This is a genomic window from Sulfolobus acidocaldarius DSM 639 (assembly GCF_000012285.1).
Lineage (GTDB): Archaea > Thermoproteota > Thermoprotei_A > Sulfolobales > Sulfolobaceae > Sulfolobus > Sulfolobus acidocaldarius.
The window spans coordinates 1,416,648-1,436,178 of the sequence record NC_007181.1 but is presented as its reverse complement, the minus strand read 5'-3'; the positions used below and the strand labels follow the sequence as shown (position 1 = coordinate 1,436,178).

The following is a 19,531-nucleotide window of genomic DNA, read 5'->3' as shown; positions in this document are numbered from 1 at the left end:
TTATCATAGGATAGAACGTCTGCAGAAATCTCTTAGAAAAGAACTGAACTCATCTTATCTCTAAACAGTGACAAATGTTTTCTTATTGCGCCCTCAGCACCAAACGCTCTCTTATACGTTTCGGTCATAACAACCCTACTTCCGCCTTTAGCTTTAGAGATTACGAACTCAATTCTCAGCAAGAACTGACCGAACAACTTGGTATCATAGCCAAAATAACGTATAATATAACGTGGGGTTGGAGTCTTTACCTTATAAATTACAAAGGGAATTTCTCCATAAGTCTTTATCTTAAACATATATGACTTTGGGGCTACTCTTCTTACACTTACTAACTCAGGTATAAAGCTGGTGAGAATAGTTGGAGTTCCCAGTTTGGACGCAATCTTTTCAGGCTTAAATGGTACAGTAACGTCTGTCATAGAACTGGGCAAGTCTTTAGGTAAATCTTTCTTCCTCCTAATCTCAAAAGTGGTCACACCGTCCTCGCCTACGCTCTCTTTAAAAGGATAACTCAGTAGCTGACATAGTTCAAATATTCTAACTATACTGTCGTCGTCATCAGCTTTAAGCTGAATAATTGGTCTAACAGTCAAAAAAGCTGAAAGTATAGCGAATCTCTTATCACCATCAACTTTTGTCAGATCAACCTCTTTCACATTTAGCATAAAAGGAACACCTTTCAATCTCGTGAAGATATTTTTATGTATTTAGTGTATACATTAGACGATATATAAGTTTTGCTAATTTTTAAAGATATTTCCTTCTTCACTAGTCTTTAGGAGTATTTCTTATTGACACATAATTTAATAAAAAGCAGACCAATCAAAAATGTTTTAAAAAGTGTTCATCAAAGCTCTTAGCTTGCGAAAATATTAGTATCAATTTTTTCCCAGTCTACTTCTCACTATCTCAATAACTTTATCATCAGCCCTCAACCATCTCGCCTCCTCCTCAAGAACTTCCATTCCATATAGTTGAACATCATGTAAAAGCCTTGATATTTTATCCGACTTAGATTGAAGAGAGATTATAGCCTCCTCTAAGCTCTGATCTAATTCTTTTACCCTCAGAATTATTTCAAGTATCTTATTTATTTCATCAGGAACTCCTATTATGCTACCTCTCAATTGGATCTTTACCCTTGGAAAGCTATATCCTCTGCTCAAGGCTAACCTCTCTGTAGCCCTGTCTAACCTTCTTCCCTTGTCCACTATACCACCTATTACAAAAACGTTATGATCCCTCAGTATCTGGTCTGTGGCTACAACATCACCGTAAGGATCAAGAATAACTGGGTTATCTTCATCACTTAAACTCAAACTTTGAACAATGTTAGCCCTACCTAACACGTAATCAGCTTTTCCCACTACTGTTAAATTACCGTCCCATAGAAATTTCCTTATTACACTTAGACACAAGTCTACTTGAAGTAAAGTCTTTTCCTTTTCCTCCTCGTTTAAAAACTCAAACAGACCCAAATCGATTACCATCTTAGGATACTCAGGTAAATGAATACTTACTTTCTTACCCCCCTTACGAAAGGTATATCTGGAGGTCTCGGTTCCCTTGCCACTGATCAACTTAATACCATGATCCTGAGTTATTAGCATACCTTCCCTTCTTTCCTCTACAAGTCCGTAGTTTTTAAGGAGCATCTTGATAGCCAATGACTGTAACGATGGTCTCTCATGACCAATGTAAATGCTTGATATGCCCAGTTCTCTTAATTTTTGCGAAAAAACCTTTGCAAGTGTCAACTCTATTTAAATAAGAGTTAACATGGATAAAAAGCTAAAACAGGATACTATGTAGTTTCTCTTTAAATAGAGATATGTGTTTCTTTATTTTGTCGTCTGCTAGAAACATGAAGGAGCCCTTGTAACTCTCCGTCATCTCTATTTTGCTTCCCTTAGAATTTTTGGATACTGTAAAGTCAATCTTTAAAAGAAATGTACGTGTTAATGACTTAGTATACCCTAAATACCTAATAATATATTTAGGTCCGTAACCCTTGATCTTATGTAACACAAAGGGGACTGTTATTTTATTAGGCCAATTCACGGTGAAGAAGTAATAACTAGGACTTACGTCCTTTATACCTCGAATTTCAGGAATGAAAGAGAGTAATATGGAAGGATTCGTTAGTCTATTGGCTATTCCTGAGGGACTAAAATTGGCTATCACACTAACTTTATCAGTTATAGCATCAGAGACCTCCATTTCTCTCTTAATCTCTATTAGCGATATCCCCTTTTCCTCCTCTAACTCCTCTCTGTAGGGGAAGTCTAAAATCTCACAAAGTTCCACTATAATTTTTTTACCTTTTTCATGGGTCCTAAACACAACTATGGGTTTTGCGGTTAGTAATGTCTTCATCACTAAGAATCTGATCTCACCACTAACCTTAGTAAGGTCTACCCTCTTCACATTTATCATTGTTGATACCTCTCTAATATCGAGATCCCTCAATTCTAGTAGATAATGCAGAGAATATTAATAAACATTATGCAAAATTATTTTTACACTGATATTAGCACATTTTACTAAAAAACTTGAACAACTGAACTATTTTTAGATTGTGTACTTTTTCGAAATACTAATATTATTTTTATTAACATACTAAAAATATTTTCTCTAATTAGTACTTAGCTTAAGAGTTATGAATAACTAAACATAAATGCTACGTGCCCTAATGTGGTTAATCCAAATCCTTTACAGAGTTATTGAGCTGACTTCCTCCCGGCCATAAATGGCGAGGCTATCCTCATATCGTTAATAGTGACGGGTGAACCTAGTTTCTGCTATAATATCAACATACCCTTTGTATCAGGAAGAATAAAATGGTGTGTTACTCTCCCTCTATTTCAGTTCACGTAACTTCACGTAAACTAGATTATACGTGTTTTCTTTTTATTAACTCTTATAAGTTTATGAGTGGTAAAAATTACAATGCACCTATGGTGGAGATATCATCTAGCAACCATCATAATTCTCTTTGCAATGATCTTAACTATCTACTTTCTAGTTCCTCCATTGTTCTACATAGAGATAATCGGAGTAATATTTATTCTCTTCTTGTGGTATATAATTTCTCCTGGAATATTACTCAGGGTAATAAAGTCAAAAAAGGTAGAAAATGAGGACGTATTAAGGAAATTCGAATACGCGTTAGCATTGGTACAAATGAAGAAGATAAAGTTACACGAGATAAACTCTAGTAAGCCTAATGCCTTCGTACTAGGTAATTTCCTATCTTACAATGTTATAGTTACAAGGGGGTTGTTAGAGTCACTTAACGATAGAGAGTTAATTTCTGTTCTATTACATGAGTTACACCACATCAAAAACAGAGATATTGAGATACAGCTAATATATGTTTTAATTGTTAACACATTCTACATCTACATAGCGAATTACAACCCACTACTAGGATTATCTGAACTAGTTATAGGTGTAGTTTTGTTGTTCCCTGTTCATAGGCTTTTAGAGAAAAACGCTGATATAAAGGCATGTAGAACGACTAACTGGATACCATTAAATCTGGCTAATGCACTAGTTAAAATAGGTTATCTGAGTAGATTTCTACCTCATGAAATAATCAGGGACTACTCCGAGGTAGACCTAACGCTGGCTAAGGAGACAATACTAAGGGATGATAAGAAAGGCTTTATCTTCTCCACTCATCCTGCATTATCTGAAAGGTTAAAGTATATCTCTAAGTTTATCAAAACCCTATAAGTGATGAATACAGACCATGCTCTGACCTGAAACACGTTTAATCTTGTTTCATCGGTCTTCATTACAGGCTAATAAACAAAGATCTTAAGTGAAATATTACTTTATGCCACTTTTACGTTCTTAGAATCCGCAATAATAGGTCTCTACTCCTTTTACATCAACTCTTTCAGAGTAAACAAATCCCCCATCAGGGTGATCGTTAGCTGTTGTGATGAATAATGTATCCATATTACTCCCACCAAAGATGACTGAAGTGACCCTTGGGGCAGGTAATCTCAGCTCTTGAATTACCTTTCTCTTTTCCACATCAATTCTCAAGACCGCTCCTCCTCCATATAAAGCAACCCACAAGTTTCCCTCACTATCAATGGTCATACCATCTGGGACTCCTTCGTATTCTTTGAGATCTATAAGAACCTCCCTCTGTGATATGTCCCCTCTCTCCAGGTCAAATTTGAACTTGAATATTTTTCTAGTTGGGGAGTCAATATAGTACAGATACTTATTATCTAGGCTCCACGCTAATCCATTTGATATGGTAACATCTGTTAAAACTCTCCTAAATTTCATATCAAGGTCAAGTACAAATAGACCACCTGTAGGATACTTCTCCTCTAAATTCATTGTCCCTATCCAATATCTTCCCATCTGATCACACTTTCCGTCGTTAAACCTGTTCCTAGAATCCCAGTCTTTAACCTCATATAATAAGGAGATTTGATCCTTATCTTTTACTAAGTAAAATCCGTTTCCTGCAGTGACTATTATGCCACCTCTTTTAGTAGGTTGTAATGAACTAACATAAGTTGGAAATTTTACAGCCCAATGTGTGCCATCTTCTTTCAGATTGTGCAATTCTCCCTTGGGTATATCAACGAAGTACAATGAGTTATATGCCCATATAGGACCTTCATACAATTTCCCCTTCTGATTAAATATCCTGATCATTAGTTTATCACCTCATTCATTTTTGTTTTACAATTTAAAAGTAAATCTTTAACCACGTTACACTAATAGAACTTACCAAGAAAAATTTATACCCATATTTAAAAAAGTGCGAGTTACTACTAAGAATCCATATGAAGTTAAAGTATGAATTACCCTTAGCAGTTGCAGTATGGTGGATTCCGTTATTAGGACCTTTTATATTAGGTTTCGTTACTGCAATGCTGGAAAGAGAGTTTAGGAGAGGGCTAATATCACTGGCAATCTGTGATGTTGTCTCGTCAGTAGTATATCTTTCACTTGTTTATTTTCTACGGATATCCTTCTTTGGGAACATCTTCACTCTACTCATAATCGTGTTTACCATAGCTGGTGTAGCAGTATCCGTATTGTCCCTTATGTTCTTCACAAACAATATAACGACTACTACGATATCTGGTAATACGATAAATACTGAATTTTACGCTTCCTCTTTAAATGAAGTAGAAGAGAAAGTGGATAAATTTCTTTCAAATATCGGAATAAATAGGGAATACTGTACGAAAGACACCACAAGTCTAGGATATGATATGATAAAGAACGTTTATAACTGCAATAATGTAAAAGTTGAGTATGAGATAACTAAGCCTGGACGAAAGTATAAGGTTAAGTTGACAGTGAAAGTGGCTTACTGAACATATTCACTATTCTCTTACAGTATAACTCCACCCTGATATTTTCCTGAATATGTTTTTGAGGAAGGCTCATCTAATCTGAGAAAGATGAGGTGGTGAGTTGACATTCCCTTCTTAAGTTTTGTACTGTAAACTGGAGTTAGCGCAATCGCTATTTTCCCCTTGTATCCCGCATCAATGACAGTGGGAGGTGCTAAGAACCCGTTCCTAGCCATAGTACTCTTTAATGTTATTAGAACAGCTAGGTCACTTGGCATGTCAAACTCCTCACAAGACTCAAATAAATAAGTTTTAAGCGGTTTTAATTCTGCAAAGTCGTCAAATCTAAACTCTCTCAGACTACTTCTCTTATTGGGAAGTTCTGCGTCTCCGAGTACCTCATAGTACTTCTCACCACATATCCTAAGATCATAACCATTTTCCCTAATATTATCAATGGAGTAATTTCGTAAGACCTTATCAAGTAGTTGCTTTATGTGTTGATGGGGAAGCATAAATTATAAGATTAGTTGGAAAGAGAAAAAAGGCTTTTTACCTTATACAGAAAGTCCTGAATTTTAAAAACTACGAGATTTTAAAATATGGAAATATTCCCTCACGTAATGTTAGATATCTTACAATTTTGAAGGGAATTGTATTCTTTAACGGATTTTTGCTAATTACACTGTTAAAGGTCAATGAACTGAATAAGCCAATTATCATCGCTAATATCAACGATACCAGAGAAGAGTAGATAAATGGAAGGAAACCTGATATGTAGTATAGTAATGAACCTACTGCATATCCAACAGTCCAAACCAAGGCTTCTGTGAGAGCAACTTTTATCGCATGCTTCATTAGACTTGGTCTCGACTTCTCTATTCCCAATGCAACTAAGGCTTCTGATGATCCGTAAAACAATATACCTATAGGTGAAAATACTGAGAATATTATCCCTGAGAATATTATCAAAGATAACATTATGGCGTTTTTAGACTTCCACAAAAACCACGACATTAAAATACCTAGGATTTGCCCCGAGGAGTAAATCACCCATATCAAAGACTCTCTCACATCTAAGTAGAGAAACGGCATTACTATAGAGAGCGGAAGGACTACAAAGATTACATTTTTAGGAATCCCAACGTCATAACCAACCATATGGTCCTCATCAATTCGATGTTTAACTAAGATTAATATTATTGAAGAGGTTAACTGAAGCAAACCTCCTAGTATAAATATAATTATTTCTCCCCATCTTATCAATATCCCAGCGATTACTGGCATTATTATTGCAGGGACCATCGATATAGACCATGCCTTAGTTAGAGAGCCCTCCTCTTCAGACAGCAAATAGTAGAAAATTGGAACTGAAAGCCAATATAGGTTGTAAAAGATAAAGCCAATTATGGTCAGGAGCTGATTAGCATCTACTCCTATCATTAACAGTCCTATGCCTGAAAGTGCTAACCCTATAGTTGATAGCAGTTTCACGTGACGTTCAAGAGCTAATAAACTTAGACTACCAATACCTGAGGAGATTATGTAAAAGGGACCCACAAAAAGTGGATTATTAATTGAGTGTTCGATGGCAGAAGAAAGATAGGGAAGTGTGAGATATAGCGCTAGACTCCAGAGAGTCCAGCTTACGACCGCATGGCTCACTGATCTCAATTTTAATCACCTCAACCTTGGTCATTTCACTCTCTCTATATTATATTTAGTCCAAATGATTTAAAAATTTACTTTAGAGTTGGGTATAGGATACTACAAGCAAACCCATATTAACTATACTAAAATAGACTCATAACTTAAATAAATAAACTCCAATTATACTATGAGAAGTAATAAATGTTGACTAAAAGACTTAGACCTATATAACTATAAATGTTGACTAAAATGGATTATCATAAAATTTAGAGTACAATTAAGCAAGAGTAGAGAGGCTTTGCTTTTCTGCTTGATCAATTATCGCATTAAAGAATGCTAATACACATTCCTTATTTTCTACCTTGTCTAGTAATGTTAAAATGAGATCCTTATACCTTGTCCTCACTTGAGTTAAGATGTTCAGCCCTTCCTCTGTAACTTTAATTATGACCACTCTCTTATCTTGTTCATTCTTACTCTTTTTTATGTAACCCATCTTCTCTAATTTGTCTAAAACCTCAACCATAGTGGACTTGTTGACATCCACTAGTTTAGCTAACGTAGAAACATTCTTCTCACCAGAGCTTAGAGAATATAGTACTTGAACATCAGTATAAGTTAAACCTAGCTTCTCTGCTTCATTCTGAAGTAACTTCCTCAGTTTCTTGTGTCCTCTTAATATTACTTCCCACTGTTCCAACTCTTACACCCTTTCTTATAAGTGACAATATTCCTGACAATATTAATAATGCAGTGGAAATATATAGCATTAACCTAAAAGCTGACATAAAGGAAGGAGCTATCGCAGAGACGAAGAATTGTGGACTGTCTATTACATGAGCTAATGAGGGAGATAAATTCGAGGTAACTGACGCCAATGGGTCGTAACCCAGTAGGGCAGAGAATATTGCGACAGATGCTGGTATATTTATACTCAGATTGATACCATGGGCAAGAAGAGCAGATGATAAAGAGTTGTCTAAGCTTCCTGCCATTCCTGTAATTATCACACTAAAGTATACACCTACACTTAGCGCTGACCCAGTATTTTGTAATGAAGCCCTCATACCAGATGCTATACCTCTCTTTTCCACAGGAGCTGAAGCCATGATATCTGCCATATTAGGTGAGGAGAAAAGACCCATCCCTGCACCCATAATAAAGGTTATTACAAAGAATTCCCATGGGTCAAAGTTATAAGGTAATTCTGATAACAAGAAGAAACCTATAGCACTAAGAAACAGACCTAGACTGGTGAAAAGCTTAGAACCATATTTATCCGATAATATTCCACTTATTGGACCAAACACAGCGAAACCTAGTACGTTTGGAATAAGATATATCCCCGCCCAAAAAGGAGTATCGGCATATGCTACACCATGTAGAGGAAGCCAAATGCCTTGTAATAGGACTAGGAGCACTAACAGTATACCTTGTCTAGTAAGGGACACTACAAAATTGGTGAAATTACCTATCGAAAAGTCCCTTATTTTAAATAGTGACAAATCAAACATTGGATTCTTAATCCTACTCTCGATAAACAGAAAGACTCCAATTAGAACAAGGGATGAAACTATTCCTGCAATTACAAAAGGATTTCCCCAGCCTAATTCTTGGTTGCCATAAGGCGTTATACCGTAGGTTACCGAGACTAAGAGAACAGTTATACCAACTCCAAACAACGTGGTACCTATAACATCTAAAGATTGTGAGATGGGCTTTTGCGCATCCTTTAGTGACCTATAACTCCATAATGTACCAGCTATACCAACTACTAGATCGAAGATGAAAATATAGCGCCAGTTCACTGTAGCTAGAATTCCTCCCAATATTAGACCCACTACATTACCGACTAGTCCTGAGACCTGATTTAATCCTAAAGCTTTTCCTAGTTCACTCTTCGGAAAATAATCAGTTAATACCGCAGCACTGTTCACCATGAGGAAACCGCCACCTATCCCCTGAACAATTCTCAACAAGATGATCTCCATTATGCCCTCCGCGCCAGGACTTACAACACTTGCCAAGAGACCCGAGGAAATGGAAAATATTAGAAATCCAATCATGTATAGTCTTGCTCTACCCTTCATATCTGAGATCCTACCCATTGTAACTACCAATGATGAAGTAACAATCATGTAACCTAATATCACCCAAAGGAGGTAGTCCAACGCCCCTGGTGATGTCGGATTAAAGTTTAAGGAAGAGAATATGGTTGGTAGAGCTAATATTATCATATTATAGTTTGCAAAGGCTAAGAAGATTCCTATACTAGTATTTGTTAAAGCAATCCACTTTTTCTCCATTCTCGTTCGGTAATGAACATTTTCTCAAGACTAATTTAAATCTATTTCATATAATGACTTAAATCCTATCATAGTCATGAATTCAATCATTATAAATTTTAACATATATGAAAATATTAAATATTCTTCGGAAAGACTTTTAGAACAAAGGATGATATTTCGATTTTTAAACTCAGTCTTTTAAATAGAATTAAATCTATTTAAATATATATGAAATTACTATATCGAAAAAGCTTAAAAGTAATTTTCATGTAGAGCCCTTACGAGCACCTCATGAAAAATGCCATAATATATCTAACCCTTCTGTTTTTTTCATTGGCGGGTATAATAGCCCTGAGTGTAGACGCAACACCTTCCAGCAATAACACAACATTAAATATAATGTATCAGAGATATGGAAGTATTTACATAAACACCAACTACACAGGTTTACTCACTAACGCAACTTTTACATCTCTAATAGCAACCTCAGCCCTATATAACACAACTTTAAGTAACCAAACTAACGGCGCAACAAGGATCACTTACAATGAAACCTCTTATTTATTAGAGTTTTCAGATACTTACAAAACGTATTCAGGTAACATAAGCATTACAGCAAAACCAGACATGGAACTTATCATAAATAGTCAGATACCTTACCTCATCAGAGTTATAGTAAACTCTTCATCTCATTCTCAACTGGTGTGGTCAGGAATAACTAATGGTACCGCTACTATTGATACACATGCATACATAAATGGCTCTGGAAACGTGATATTACAGTTCGCCAACGGTACATCAATATCACAACTAACCTTTAATGTGAAGGCAAATGAAACTGTTACAGAACATGTGAGTGTAGTTTTGAGAGAACTAATTAGCACATCAATCCAACAGGAGAGCCAGGGAAAAATAACTGTTCAATTCAACTTACCTAGAAGATATGCCCCTGTTCAGTTTAACATGAGCTATAATGAAAATACCTCTGTGACTGCAAAGAGTAATAGCGTTAATGCAACAATTGCCTACTTCAATGGAACATATGTACCTGCATTAGTGTGGAAAGGAGAGGGATTAGGTAATATCAAATTTGGAATTAACTTGTTAAATGTGGAACTATCTTCGGTTATTAACGCAAACACTAACTTCGAGACCATAGAGTTTTATGGTGTCAATGGAACAGTAATAGGTTATGTACACTTAGCCAGTATAAATGGTACTGCGTATTCGTCCTTAGGTGTGTCTAGACACAGCCTGAATCTCTACATGACAGAATTAAAGATAGTTACAGTGAAAGGAGTTAATTCACTTCAACACCCCCAGTATGTGGGCGAGACTGAAATTGGAAATAACACAGTAGTTGTAGTCGCAAATGCAAGTGGTCAAGTTTCTTCGACTGCAGACGTACATTTGTCACACAAGGTTGTACTAAATCAACAGCTTGAGGGAATTTTGGCTTCCCTGTCTATAAATAACACGGAAAAAGTTATAGTATTAACATCAGCTAACTCAACTTTAGGCGTCAAACCTGTAGTAAATAAAACAGTACAACAGACTTATGTGAACATTAATGGATCTCAGTATTCTGCTGAAAGGGTAGACATTCAGAACAAGACAGGATACATAATCTTTAACGTTAGTGTAAGTGGACAAGGCAATGTGGCTGTATATAAGGAAGTTAATGGAAGTTGGATAGAACTAAATTCAGAGAATTACTTCATAGTCAACGGCAGTGTTGTAGTATTTGATGATCCTGCAACAACTTACTATGTGGTTTATGGTCAGCCTCAACAGACTTCAACAGGGACGACAACTCAGTCTAATACACAAACCTCCTCTTCAAGTACTTCTCAAACTAATTCGAGTAGTTCCAGCACTCAATCTACACCTAGCGGTACAGGAGTTCCACTTAACTCTGGATCTAGTAGCACAACACCACCTCAAAGCTCTTCTCAGTCATCTAATAATACATTCTATATTGTATTAGCGGTCATAGTGATAATCATAGTGATAGGAGTAGTTGCCCTGCTCTTAAGGAGAAAATAATAAGTTTTTTCTGCCTATTTTTTGATTAAAGGTAGTATAATATTTCTTATTTCTTTCTATATCCGTCACCATCTCTAACACTTCCGTTTCCTATTGCTTTTATCCTCTCTAGAACTCTAGGAATGTTAATTTTCATTGGGCACACTTCCTTACAATTACCTGAATGCATGCAATACATAGCTGGTTTAGTATCCCTATAAACTGCATAAGACCACATTGCACCCATTGGTCCAGTGTATGGTGGATCTCCCCAGTCAACTCCTTCCACCCTATATACGGGGCAATGCATATGACAGCGACCACACCTGATACACAAAAGAGTCTCCTTCAAAATCTCGTCCTTAGAGATTTGGATCCTGCCATTATCTACAATAACTAAATGGAATTCTTTTGGACCATGGGCTGGACTAACTCTCTTCATCTCTATATCCCCTGTAGAACTTGGACCAGAGGACACATTGATATAGGTCGGAGGATACAGACCTGCAAAAGCTGCCTGAACTGTAGCTTCAGTGAGCGCATCATAGAATGTAGGAACTATCTTCTCTACTCCTGCCACAGCTATGTGAACAGTTGGTAGAACACTACTCATTCTTATATTTCCCTCATTCTCCACCAATATAACCGAACCTGTGTCAGCGGCTACAGCATTGGCTCCAGTTATCCCCACATCAGCCTTTACAAATTTCTCCCTTAGGAACTCCCTAACTTTGGCAACTAATTCTTCATGGGAGGAATTCACGTCCACATCTACATGTAGCTTTTCCCTTATTAGTTTAGCAATTCTCTCCTTTGTCATGTGGACTGCTGGAGCAAGTATATGAGAGGGTGGCTCATCAGCAAGTTGAATTAGAAACTCACCTAGGTCTGTCTCCCACACTTCGTTACCTATTGATTGAAGATGTTTCCTTAACCCTATCTCATAAGCGACCATTGACTTACCCATTACCACCTTTTTGCCAGAGCCAACTATCTTAGAAATCACTTCTCTAGCCTCATTTGCGTCCCTTACAAAATACGCATTTCCACCTATCCTCTTTACTGAATTTATTGTCTCCTCAATGTATTTTTCAGGGTTAGACAGAACCTGAAGTTTAGCCTCCCTTAATTTCTTTGCGAGCTCCAATATGTAAGGATATTTGTTTAGAATCTGGAAGACTTTAGGAACATTATTGTTTATTGCCCTATTCACTGCTATTTCCCATTCACTCATCACTCCACCACCTCAGCTAAATCATATATTTTATTGTGATATTTCGATAAATTAGCGTAACACATAGGACATACTACAAGTATGTTGTCACTTAATTTCTTCAATTGCTCCACTCTTGACTTGGCAACTTTCTCCCCTAATTCATGGTTTACTGGTTTTATTGGACTCCCACAGCAATAGGAGACCTCTTTACTGGTTACCATTAAATCTTCCACAATCTTTCCTCCAGCATTGGTTAGAATTTGCCTGTAGACGTCTCGTAAACCTAGAAACCTGGAGTATAAGCACGAGTCATGAATCACAAAACTGACATCCGTTTTTATCTTGGCATCCTTAATAAGCTCTAAGTAATTTACAACCTCAATATCGAACTTAGTGAACTCGCTATACCTATTTAGTGCATTATGGGTATGGGGATCTACAGTTATTATCCTCTTCACTCCTTTCTCTTTGAGGAATTTAGTTACCCTCTCCGCATGGATACCAAACTCGTTGAGGTACCCTAACTCTAAAAGGATTGCCCCGCTATAAGGTTCCTCTTCATAAAGATATCCAAAATTCACTCCATTCTTCTTCAGTAGACTTACTATATTCCTGAGAACTTTATATGACCTTTCTAACTGCTCCTTATTTGGTTTGATAAGTTTTGCAAAAACAGATAGTGAGGGCACTTTTTCAGCTAAAGGTATGGTTCTTGAAAATGTATCACTTAAGCTAGCTGTCTGGTGCATACATGAGGTAAACAGGATAGTTTCCCCGCCCTTAGGTAGATCACTAGCCCAGCCAGAACATATTTTTTTATCTATGTTATAGGGAAAATCGTATTTCTCAAGGTTTTGTAAAATAATTTTCCCTAACACATTAAATATTTAGAAACAAGGTATAAAAACTAGTAATAGTATTAATACTTATGAGACGACTAATTAGGTGGTACATGCTTTATAGACTTTTAGTAGCACTATTAAGGAGAAGGAGGGGTAGAAGATGAGCTTCACATATGTAATTGAAAAAGAGTTGGGAAGAAGAATAGAACAGCTAAATAGAGGATTCTATGAGTTAGTATATCCTCCTGTAGATATGTACGAGGAAGGGGGATATCTGATAGTTGTAGCTGACTTAGCTGGTTTCAATAAAGACAAGATTAAAGCTAGAATATCTGGACAGAATGAGCTGATAATAGAGGCAGAAAGGGAGATAAGTGAACCTGGTATAAAGTATCTAACGCAGAGACCAAAATACATAAGGAGGACAATAAAACTACCCATTAATGTAGCTAAGGACGCGGAAGTCGCAGGTAAGTACGAGAATGGAGTTCTCACAATAAGGATACCTATAGCGGGCGTATCAGCAATTAAGATCGAATAATGTAGAAAAAATAATAATAATCCAATTTTATTACTTATTCATGATTATTACAAGCGCAATTATGGCTATGAGAAGAGGAAGAATTGAGTTTCTGTCATAGAGATATGTCAAAAGGGCTATGACTATGAAGGAGAACGACAAGTATCTAGATATTTTTTCACTTGTACTCTTTTTATTTAACGGTATAGGTTTCTCCAGCAAGGATAACCTAAACTTCTGAATGGCTGAGCTTATAGTACTCCTCATGTCATTAATCATAGCCTCAAATAGTAATCCCTCCTCTTCAACAAGCTTCTGTAAGTTCAGAAAGAAATTAAACTCAGGATCAATTCTTGTACATGTTCCGCCTAAAATAGAGGTCATCCTAATGTAGATTGCCAGTTTATCAGGTATCTTTAGTGGAAACCTATAGAATACCTCATTTGTAGCCTCAAGGAATTGTTCAACTTCCAGAGTCTCAGGTGTTATACCTTGAAATTGTTCCAAAAATAGCCCTATCCCTTTGGCTAGTATTTCCCTATCAGCCTCTGGCTGTATTGCCCCTAATTCCTCTAAAACCTTCACGAGCCCTATACTATCAAATCTAAGTAAAGCTCCGTAAGCCCTCAATAATCTAAGTCTCGTATCTCTGTCCATCCTACCAACTATTCCAAAATCATATAGAATTAGATTACCTTTTTCGTCTAATGCTATATTTCCCGGATGAGGATCAGCGTGAAAATACTCCTTTGTCAAGAGCATTACCATAAAAGTCCTGAAAACCATATATGACAAATCAGGCGCCCTCATAATTCTCTTAGCCTCTTCAGAAGTCACCTTATATCCCTTAACGTACTCCATAATCAACACCCTCTTTGTAGCTAAGTAGGGTTCTGGAATTCTAATCCAGGGATAGTCAGACATCTCCTCTCTTATCTTTTTCATGTGAAACTCCTCGATCGTGAATTCCATCTCCTCATATATTTTCTTTCCGAAATTATCGACAAGAACTTTGAAACTTTCATAGAAAGACTCGTCAAATACATATTTCGTAAGTGGTGCTAATGATTTCAGAACGCTTATGTCTTGATCAGCCATCTCCTTTATGTTAGGTCTATTTACTTTTATCACAACTAACTTTCCGTCCTTTTTCCTCTTAGCTATGTAGACTACACCTATACTTGCAGAGGATATAGGTGTTGGGTCTATCTCATATTCATTCAGTTTATTGCCTAAATCTTCCTCAAGAATTTTCTTAATTTCCTCCCATGATGGAGGGTCCACGTCGTCTTGAAGTCTGCTGAGAGCCTTGAGATAAGGTTGTGGTAAAATGTCTGAGTGAACTGACAATAATTGACCAAACTTTATGAAAATGGGACCAAGAGATATCAGTGTGTCCACAAATTTTTCAGCCTCTTTCTCCATTTCTTTCTCGTCCACTTGCTCATTATTTAGAATTGCATTTCTATAATTTCTTATCTTTATAACTCTTGGTAATAACTTGATAATGACACTTAGTGTTCTAAACACTTTAAAAATATTTAGTCAAGGGTATTTTAAATAATAATGATATGGATGATAACATATTTACAGACCCTGTAGGTTACAAGAACTGGTACGTTAAACATAATGACTTGTATGAAAGTGAAAGGAAACTAGTCCAGTCCTTTAAGTTAAAAAACTGCATTGATCTTGGATCTGGTCCTGGAACATTCCATGAAGTAATTAATGGGAGAAAGATATCTATCGATATTTCACTACTAATGCTTAATGAAGTGGATAAAAGTGAAGATAGGATTCTGGCTGATGTTTCAGATATTCCGCTAAGGGATAACGCTACTGACTGTGTTTTTATATCGTTAACAATTTGTTTTGTTGACGATGTAAGAAAATTCATAGATGAGGCAATGAGAGTTACTAAAGAAAGGCTTGTGGCATGTTTTATACCCAGGGACTCAGAATTGGGTAAGTATTACGAAGAGTTAGGAAAAAGGGGACACAGATATTACTCTAAGGCTAGGTTTATTAGCAAAAAGGAACTTTACGCTCTTTTATCCAATTATAATATAGTAAGCGTTAAAAGTACGTTATTGAGTGAAAAGGAAAAAACTTATGAGATAAGATATGATGATTCGGGCTCTTATGTATGTGTAGAGGTTTCTAAACAATCATCTTAGGTCTTATCTTGAATTTCCTATATAGTAATAGTAACAGGGAGGGAGCTAACAGACTCCATAAAAGGGTTGTCTCCAGTATTGCCGCTATAGCAAATGCGAATCCTAGTTCTTGAAGTATTGGTGCATTAACTAACATTAGTGATCCCAATGTTCCCGCAAATATTAGTCCAAGAAACGCTATGGTAAGCCATAGTCTCCTTACGGCAACCTCCACTGCAGATCCCATGTCATTACCTTTTTCGAGTTCTTCATGAATTCTAGCCACCAGGAATATGTTATAGTCCATACCAATACCTATTATTATGGCTACTAAGAACAATGGAACTACTGCAAATATGGAGAAACCTAAGATTGATGAGAAGATTAGCCTTTGAATGGCTAACGTTATTGCTACTGCTGATAAAATTACAAATATTATTGTAGCCGAAACAGAAAGGCTTCTTGTTATTATCCACAATATGACAAACATGGTTACAGAAATTTCCACAACTATTAGTCCAAAATTACCCTCTACGAAACTGTAAATGTTATAATCATCAACAGGTCCACCACCAACATAACCTGAATTTCCTACTATTTTATCAACCTGTTTTACTACATTAAATGCCTGAGTTGAGAAAGGATCATATTTCTGATTAATCTCAAATAATATGTAGTTATTTGAAAAATACTGGGTGTAGTTGTAATTATTCAACTGGTTATAATTAACAATGTATCCATATGGAGATACAGGTGAATTAACACTAGTAACTCCCGGAATACTCATAAACTTATTATATAAGCTGACTGTAAAGTTGTAGGCGTTTTGATCAAATGTGCTATTATACGGTATAACCACATATATTGGGAAGATATTGGCAGATGTGAACTGAGTACTCAATATTCTAACTCCTGAAGTGGCTTGTGAACTTGGCAACAATGATAATACATCTAAGGTTAGTGGTGTAGAGGCAGCATATATTGCAGAGATTAAAACTATAGCTGTTATAACGCCAACAATAATGAGGGGCTTCTTACTTACTATTAGTGGTTTCTCTTTTGCTTGCCTTTTACCGTCATTTAAGCTATTACCGAATTTCCTTGGGTAAAATAACCTATCTCCCGCAACTCTAAGTATGGAAGGATAAAGTGTTATTGAGACTAACCATACTATCACGACACCAACCATATTTGATATTGCAGTGTCAGAAAAGAATGGTATTCTATAGATATATATAAACAGGAAGGACAAGATTACAATAAACGCAGTTATGGTAACAGCTCTTCCTCCCCATCTTACTGCATCATAAACTGCATCACGTTGATCTCTACCATTCTTTCTTTCTTCAACATATCTACTGGATATAAAGACGACATAGTCTGTACCTAAACCAAGAGCAAGTAATAAGACTTCGCTGGGGGTCAGAAAACTTAGCTGAAGACCTAAAAGTTTTATTGCGACCAAATACAGAAGCACCGACGCTACGAGATAGGCTGAGAGAAATATCGTAAGCGGCATGAAAGCAGCTATTACAGATCTGAAGTAAACTCCTGCAAGAATAATAGCTAAGGCAATTCCAACGGGAATAGCTACTGAATATGCAGTTGAAGCTATTCCACTAAGTTGATGTGAAATTGGTTCACCGCCCGTAAGGACAGTATTTAAGTGTGTATAGTTATTCACGTACTGCTGAAATTGCACTAACTCGTTGTACGTAACGTTTCCTTTCTTTGCATCTGACTTTAGGAAAAGTAACAGTAAGTTATTGCCTATAATGCTCTTAGTTATGTTCTGTATAGGATATATGGGATAATTGCCAGACTTTATGACATCATAATAACTTACATTACTTGCAATATCATTTACTAATAGTGTTCTGTTGACCGTAAGTATTGGCGAGAAATTAGCATAATTTATTATAAGCTGTGATGCAAGTAGCCTGTAATTTACATCTTTCTGTTGTAATAGGAGAGCAAACTCGTTCGTAGTTAGGTTACTACTTGATATTAATGGCTGAAGCTTTCCTAGATTTGTGGATATGAGGTATGCGGTTAGGTTTGTTATATTTCCAAACTTGTAGAGCGAAATGAAAAACCACTGAGGAATCTTGCTCTCATTTGAAGCTTGTTGGGCAATGTAATTCAGGTAATCCTCTGTAGAGTTGAAATTAAGAATATCACTTATGGTCGTTTGAGATATATTATAGGCTTGAGAAATATAGGAAACGGCAAACTCGTTTGGAGATTTAGTTTGATTTAAGTAAACCTGAGTGACGAATTCTTTTTCTGAAGTGTTCAAATTTGAGGTTATAAGCTGATATGCAAGTTCACTAAAGTTAGTAGAATTAAATACCTCAAACAGGAACGAATCATTTAAGCCAGTATTTTGATGATATATGCTTATCAGCACTTGGAGAGCTGGGTAATTAAGTAGGCTGTAGGCTAATTGATATGGAACATGGTAAAGTTCAACAAAATAGGTTATTGTAAAGGTCTGATAAGAGGACTTGTTGAGAAAGTTAGATATATTTATGTAATTAAACATGAAGGAAATAAATTGGTACTCAGTTGAATTGAATATTTTTGCACTTGCGTTCTCAATAGACTTTTGGGCATTATACTGTAAATTTGGAAGGGGATTAGGTATTGAAGACCAGTAGCTGTAAAATAAGTTAAAGTACTCTTTTTCCTGCTGGCTTGATAAAGAATTGTATACTTGGTTATAGGCATACTGGTTAGCTAACTGTGTATTATGAGTCTGATTATAGATACCTTCCCAGGCAACGAGAAAGTAACTTACAGGATAATAAAGAAAATATGATATATTAGTAGCAGTGGAGTTTACGTTTAGCTCCTCTTTTCTAAGATTTTCAAATGTGGTATAGTTCTCTACCATAGATCTGTGTAGTAAAGCCAGTTTCTCCTTGGTAGAGTTTAGAGTGTATGAAATATTAATGAAAGAGTTCTCTATTTTTATTGTAGCGTTTCTAAGAAGCATTAATTTATTTATATCACCTGTTATATTCTGCCTCTGTGTCTGCAGTTTGCTCTCTAAAGACGTCTCTGAAGAGGAGATGTTTTGCAAAATTTTAGTTAAATTGTCTACTCTAGGGCTTAACTGGGAGAAAGTTGTGTTCAGCAGATCTTTTTCAATGGTGTAGAAAGAAATCACTGAAATATTCTTATAGCTGGTTAAATTCGCGAAAAATCCAGCGTATTGAGAATAGTTACCCTCAACTATTAGCACCCCGTTGGATCCTGCAGCACCAGATATCTTAAAATCCTGGGAAATTATATTTTCAGCCTTTTCAGCTGTACTACCAGGTACTGATATGGACACTTGATATGATACTGATTTGAAAAATAGTGAAGTGAATGGAGCAGAAATAAGTATGACAACTATCCATAAAGCTAGGATAACATACCATTTATTTACGATAAACTTAGCTAAGCCAGGAAACATATAATGAGATATATCGATTTCGTTAAAAAATT

17 protein-coding genes are annotated in these 19,531 nt (G+C 36.2%); 5 read left to right on the top strand and 12 right to left on the bottom strand.

Features of this window, described 5'->3' with window-relative positions:
• Positions 1–32: 32 nt before the first annotated feature.
• The 3 genes from SACI_RS08010 to SACI_RS08000 all read right to left on the bottom strand — a co-directional run bounded on the left by SACI_RS08010 (position 33) and on the right by SACI_RS08000 (position 2,472).
• Positions 33–668 carry a hypothetical protein gene (locus SACI_RS08010; protein WP_011278490.1) on the bottom strand — a complete coding sequence of 212 codons (636 nt, stop codon included), beginning with the start codon at positions 666–668 and terminating at the stop codon, positions 33–35.
• Between the two features lie 213 nt (positions 669–881).
• The gene (gene trm10, locus SACI_RS08005; protein WP_011278489.1) at positions 882–1,760 is read right to left on the bottom strand and encodes a tRNA (adenine(9)-N1)-methyltransferase Trm10; all 879 of its coding nucleotides are present in this window, start codon (positions 1,758–1,760) and stop codon (positions 882–884) included.
• A 34-nt stretch (positions 1,761–1,794) separates the two neighbouring features.
• Positions 1,795–2,472: a hypothetical protein gene (locus SACI_RS08000; RefSeq protein ID WP_230937945.1), complete on the bottom strand. Its 678-nt coding sequence runs from the start codon at positions 2,470–2,472 to the stop codon at positions 1,795–1,797.
• Between the two features lie 480 nt (positions 2,473–2,952).
• On the opposite strand from SACI_RS08000, the gene SACI_RS07995 reads away from it, so the two are divergent.
• Positions 2,953–3,741, top strand: coding sequence for a M56 family metallopeptidase (locus SACI_RS07995; RefSeq protein WP_011278487.1), 789 nt, complete (start codon positions 2,953–2,955; stop codon positions 3,739–3,741).
• 120 nt (positions 3,742–3,861) lie between these two features.
• Here SACI_RS07995 and SACI_RS07990 read toward each other — a convergent pair whose 3' ends face one another.
• Complete coding sequence (locus tag SACI_RS07990; RefSeq protein ID WP_011278486.1) at positions 3,862–4,689, bottom strand: SMP-30/gluconolactonase/LRE family protein; 828 nt, start codon at positions 4,687–4,689, stop codon at positions 3,862–3,864.
• Between the two features lie 131 nt (positions 4,690–4,820).
• Between SACI_RS07990 and SACI_RS07985 the strand changes: the two genes are divergently transcribed.
• Entirely contained in the window at positions 4,821–5,360 is a 540-nt protein-coding gene (locus SACI_RS07985; RefSeq protein ID WP_011278485.1) for a hypothetical protein, read from the top strand.
• Positions 5,361–5,377: 17 nt separating this feature from the next.
• Here SACI_RS07985 and SACI_RS07980 read toward each other — a convergent pair whose 3' ends face one another.
• The 4 genes from SACI_RS07980 to SACI_RS07965 form a co-directional block, all read right to left on the bottom strand.
• Positions 5,378–5,854: a dCTP deaminase gene (locus tag SACI_RS07980; RefSeq protein WP_011278484.1), complete on the bottom strand. Its 477-nt coding sequence runs from the start codon at positions 5,852–5,854 to the stop codon at positions 5,378–5,380.
• A gap of 70 nt (positions 5,855–5,924) precedes the next feature.
• Positions 5,925–7,004: a hypothetical protein gene (locus tag SACI_RS07975; RefSeq protein WP_011278483.1), complete on the bottom strand. Its 1,080-nt coding sequence runs from the start codon at positions 7,002–7,004 to the stop codon at positions 5,925–5,927.
• A 262-nt stretch (positions 7,005–7,266) separates the two neighbouring features.
• Positions 7,267–7,689 (bottom strand): MarR family winged helix-turn-helix transcriptional regulator, encoded by a 423-nt coding sequence (locus tag SACI_RS07970; RefSeq protein WP_011278482.1) that lies wholly within the window; start codon positions 7,687–7,689, stop codon positions 7,267–7,269.
• Positions 7,628–9,295, bottom strand: a complete 1,668-nt coding sequence (locus SACI_RS07965; protein ID WP_011278481.1) for an MFS transporter — start codon at positions 9,293–9,295, stop codon at positions 7,628–7,630. Before SACI_RS07965 ends, SACI_RS07970 begins: the two co-directional genes overlap by 62 nt.
• Positions 9,296–9,568: 273 nt before the next feature.
• Here SACI_RS07965 and SACI_RS07960 point away from each other — a divergent pair, with 273 nt between their 5' ends.
• Positions 9,569–11,323: a hypothetical protein gene (locus SACI_RS07960; protein WP_011278480.1), complete on the top strand. Its 1,755-nt coding sequence runs from the start codon at positions 9,569–9,571 to the stop codon at positions 11,321–11,323.
• Between the two features lie 46 nt (positions 11,324–11,369).
• Here SACI_RS07960 and SACI_RS07955 read toward each other — a convergent pair whose 3' ends face one another.
• Both SACI_RS07955 and SACI_RS07950 read right to left on the bottom strand, forming a co-directional pair.
• The gene (locus SACI_RS07955; protein ID WP_011278479.1) at positions 11,370–12,536 is read right to left on the bottom strand and encodes an LUD domain-containing protein; all 1,167 of its coding nucleotides are present in this window, start codon (positions 12,534–12,536) and stop codon (positions 11,370–11,372) included.
• A complete protein-coding gene (locus tag SACI_RS07950; protein ID WP_011278478.1) occupies positions 12,536–13,396 on the bottom strand; it encodes a (Fe-S)-binding protein in 861 nt (286 codons plus the stop codon). Before SACI_RS07950 ends, SACI_RS07955 begins: the two co-directional genes overlap by 1 nt.
• Before the next feature lie 124 nt (positions 13,397–13,520).
• Between SACI_RS07950 and hsp14 the strand changes: the two genes are divergently transcribed.
• The gene (gene hsp14 / locus SACI_RS07945) at positions 13,521–13,901 is read left to right on the top strand and encodes an archaeal heat shock protein Hsp14 (RefSeq protein ID WP_011278477.1); all 381 of its coding nucleotides are present in this window, start codon (positions 13,521–13,523) and stop codon (positions 13,899–13,901) included.
• 30 nt (positions 13,902–13,931) lie between these two features.
• Here hsp14 and SACI_RS07940 read toward each other — a convergent pair whose 3' ends face one another.
• Entirely contained in the window at positions 13,932–15,410 is a 1,479-nt protein-coding gene (locus SACI_RS07940) for an ABC1 kinase family protein (protein WP_011278476.1), read from the bottom strand.
• Positions 15,411–15,451: 41 nt separating this feature from the next.
• Here SACI_RS07940 and SACI_RS07935 point away from each other — a divergent pair, with 41 nt between their 5' ends.
• On the top strand, positions 15,452–16,057 hold the full coding sequence (locus SACI_RS07935) for a class I SAM-dependent methyltransferase (RefSeq protein WP_011278475.1): 606 nt from the start codon (positions 15,452–15,454) through the stop codon (positions 16,055–16,057).
• On the opposite strand, the gene SACI_RS07930 is transcribed toward SACI_RS07935, so the two are convergent.
• On the bottom strand, positions 16,041–19,499 hold the full coding sequence (locus SACI_RS07930) for an MMPL family transporter (RefSeq protein WP_011278474.1): 3,459 nt from the start codon (positions 19,497–19,499) through the stop codon (positions 16,041–16,043). The genes SACI_RS07935 and SACI_RS07930 overlap by 17 nt on opposite strands.
• Positions 19,500–19,531 lie beyond the last annotated feature (32 nt).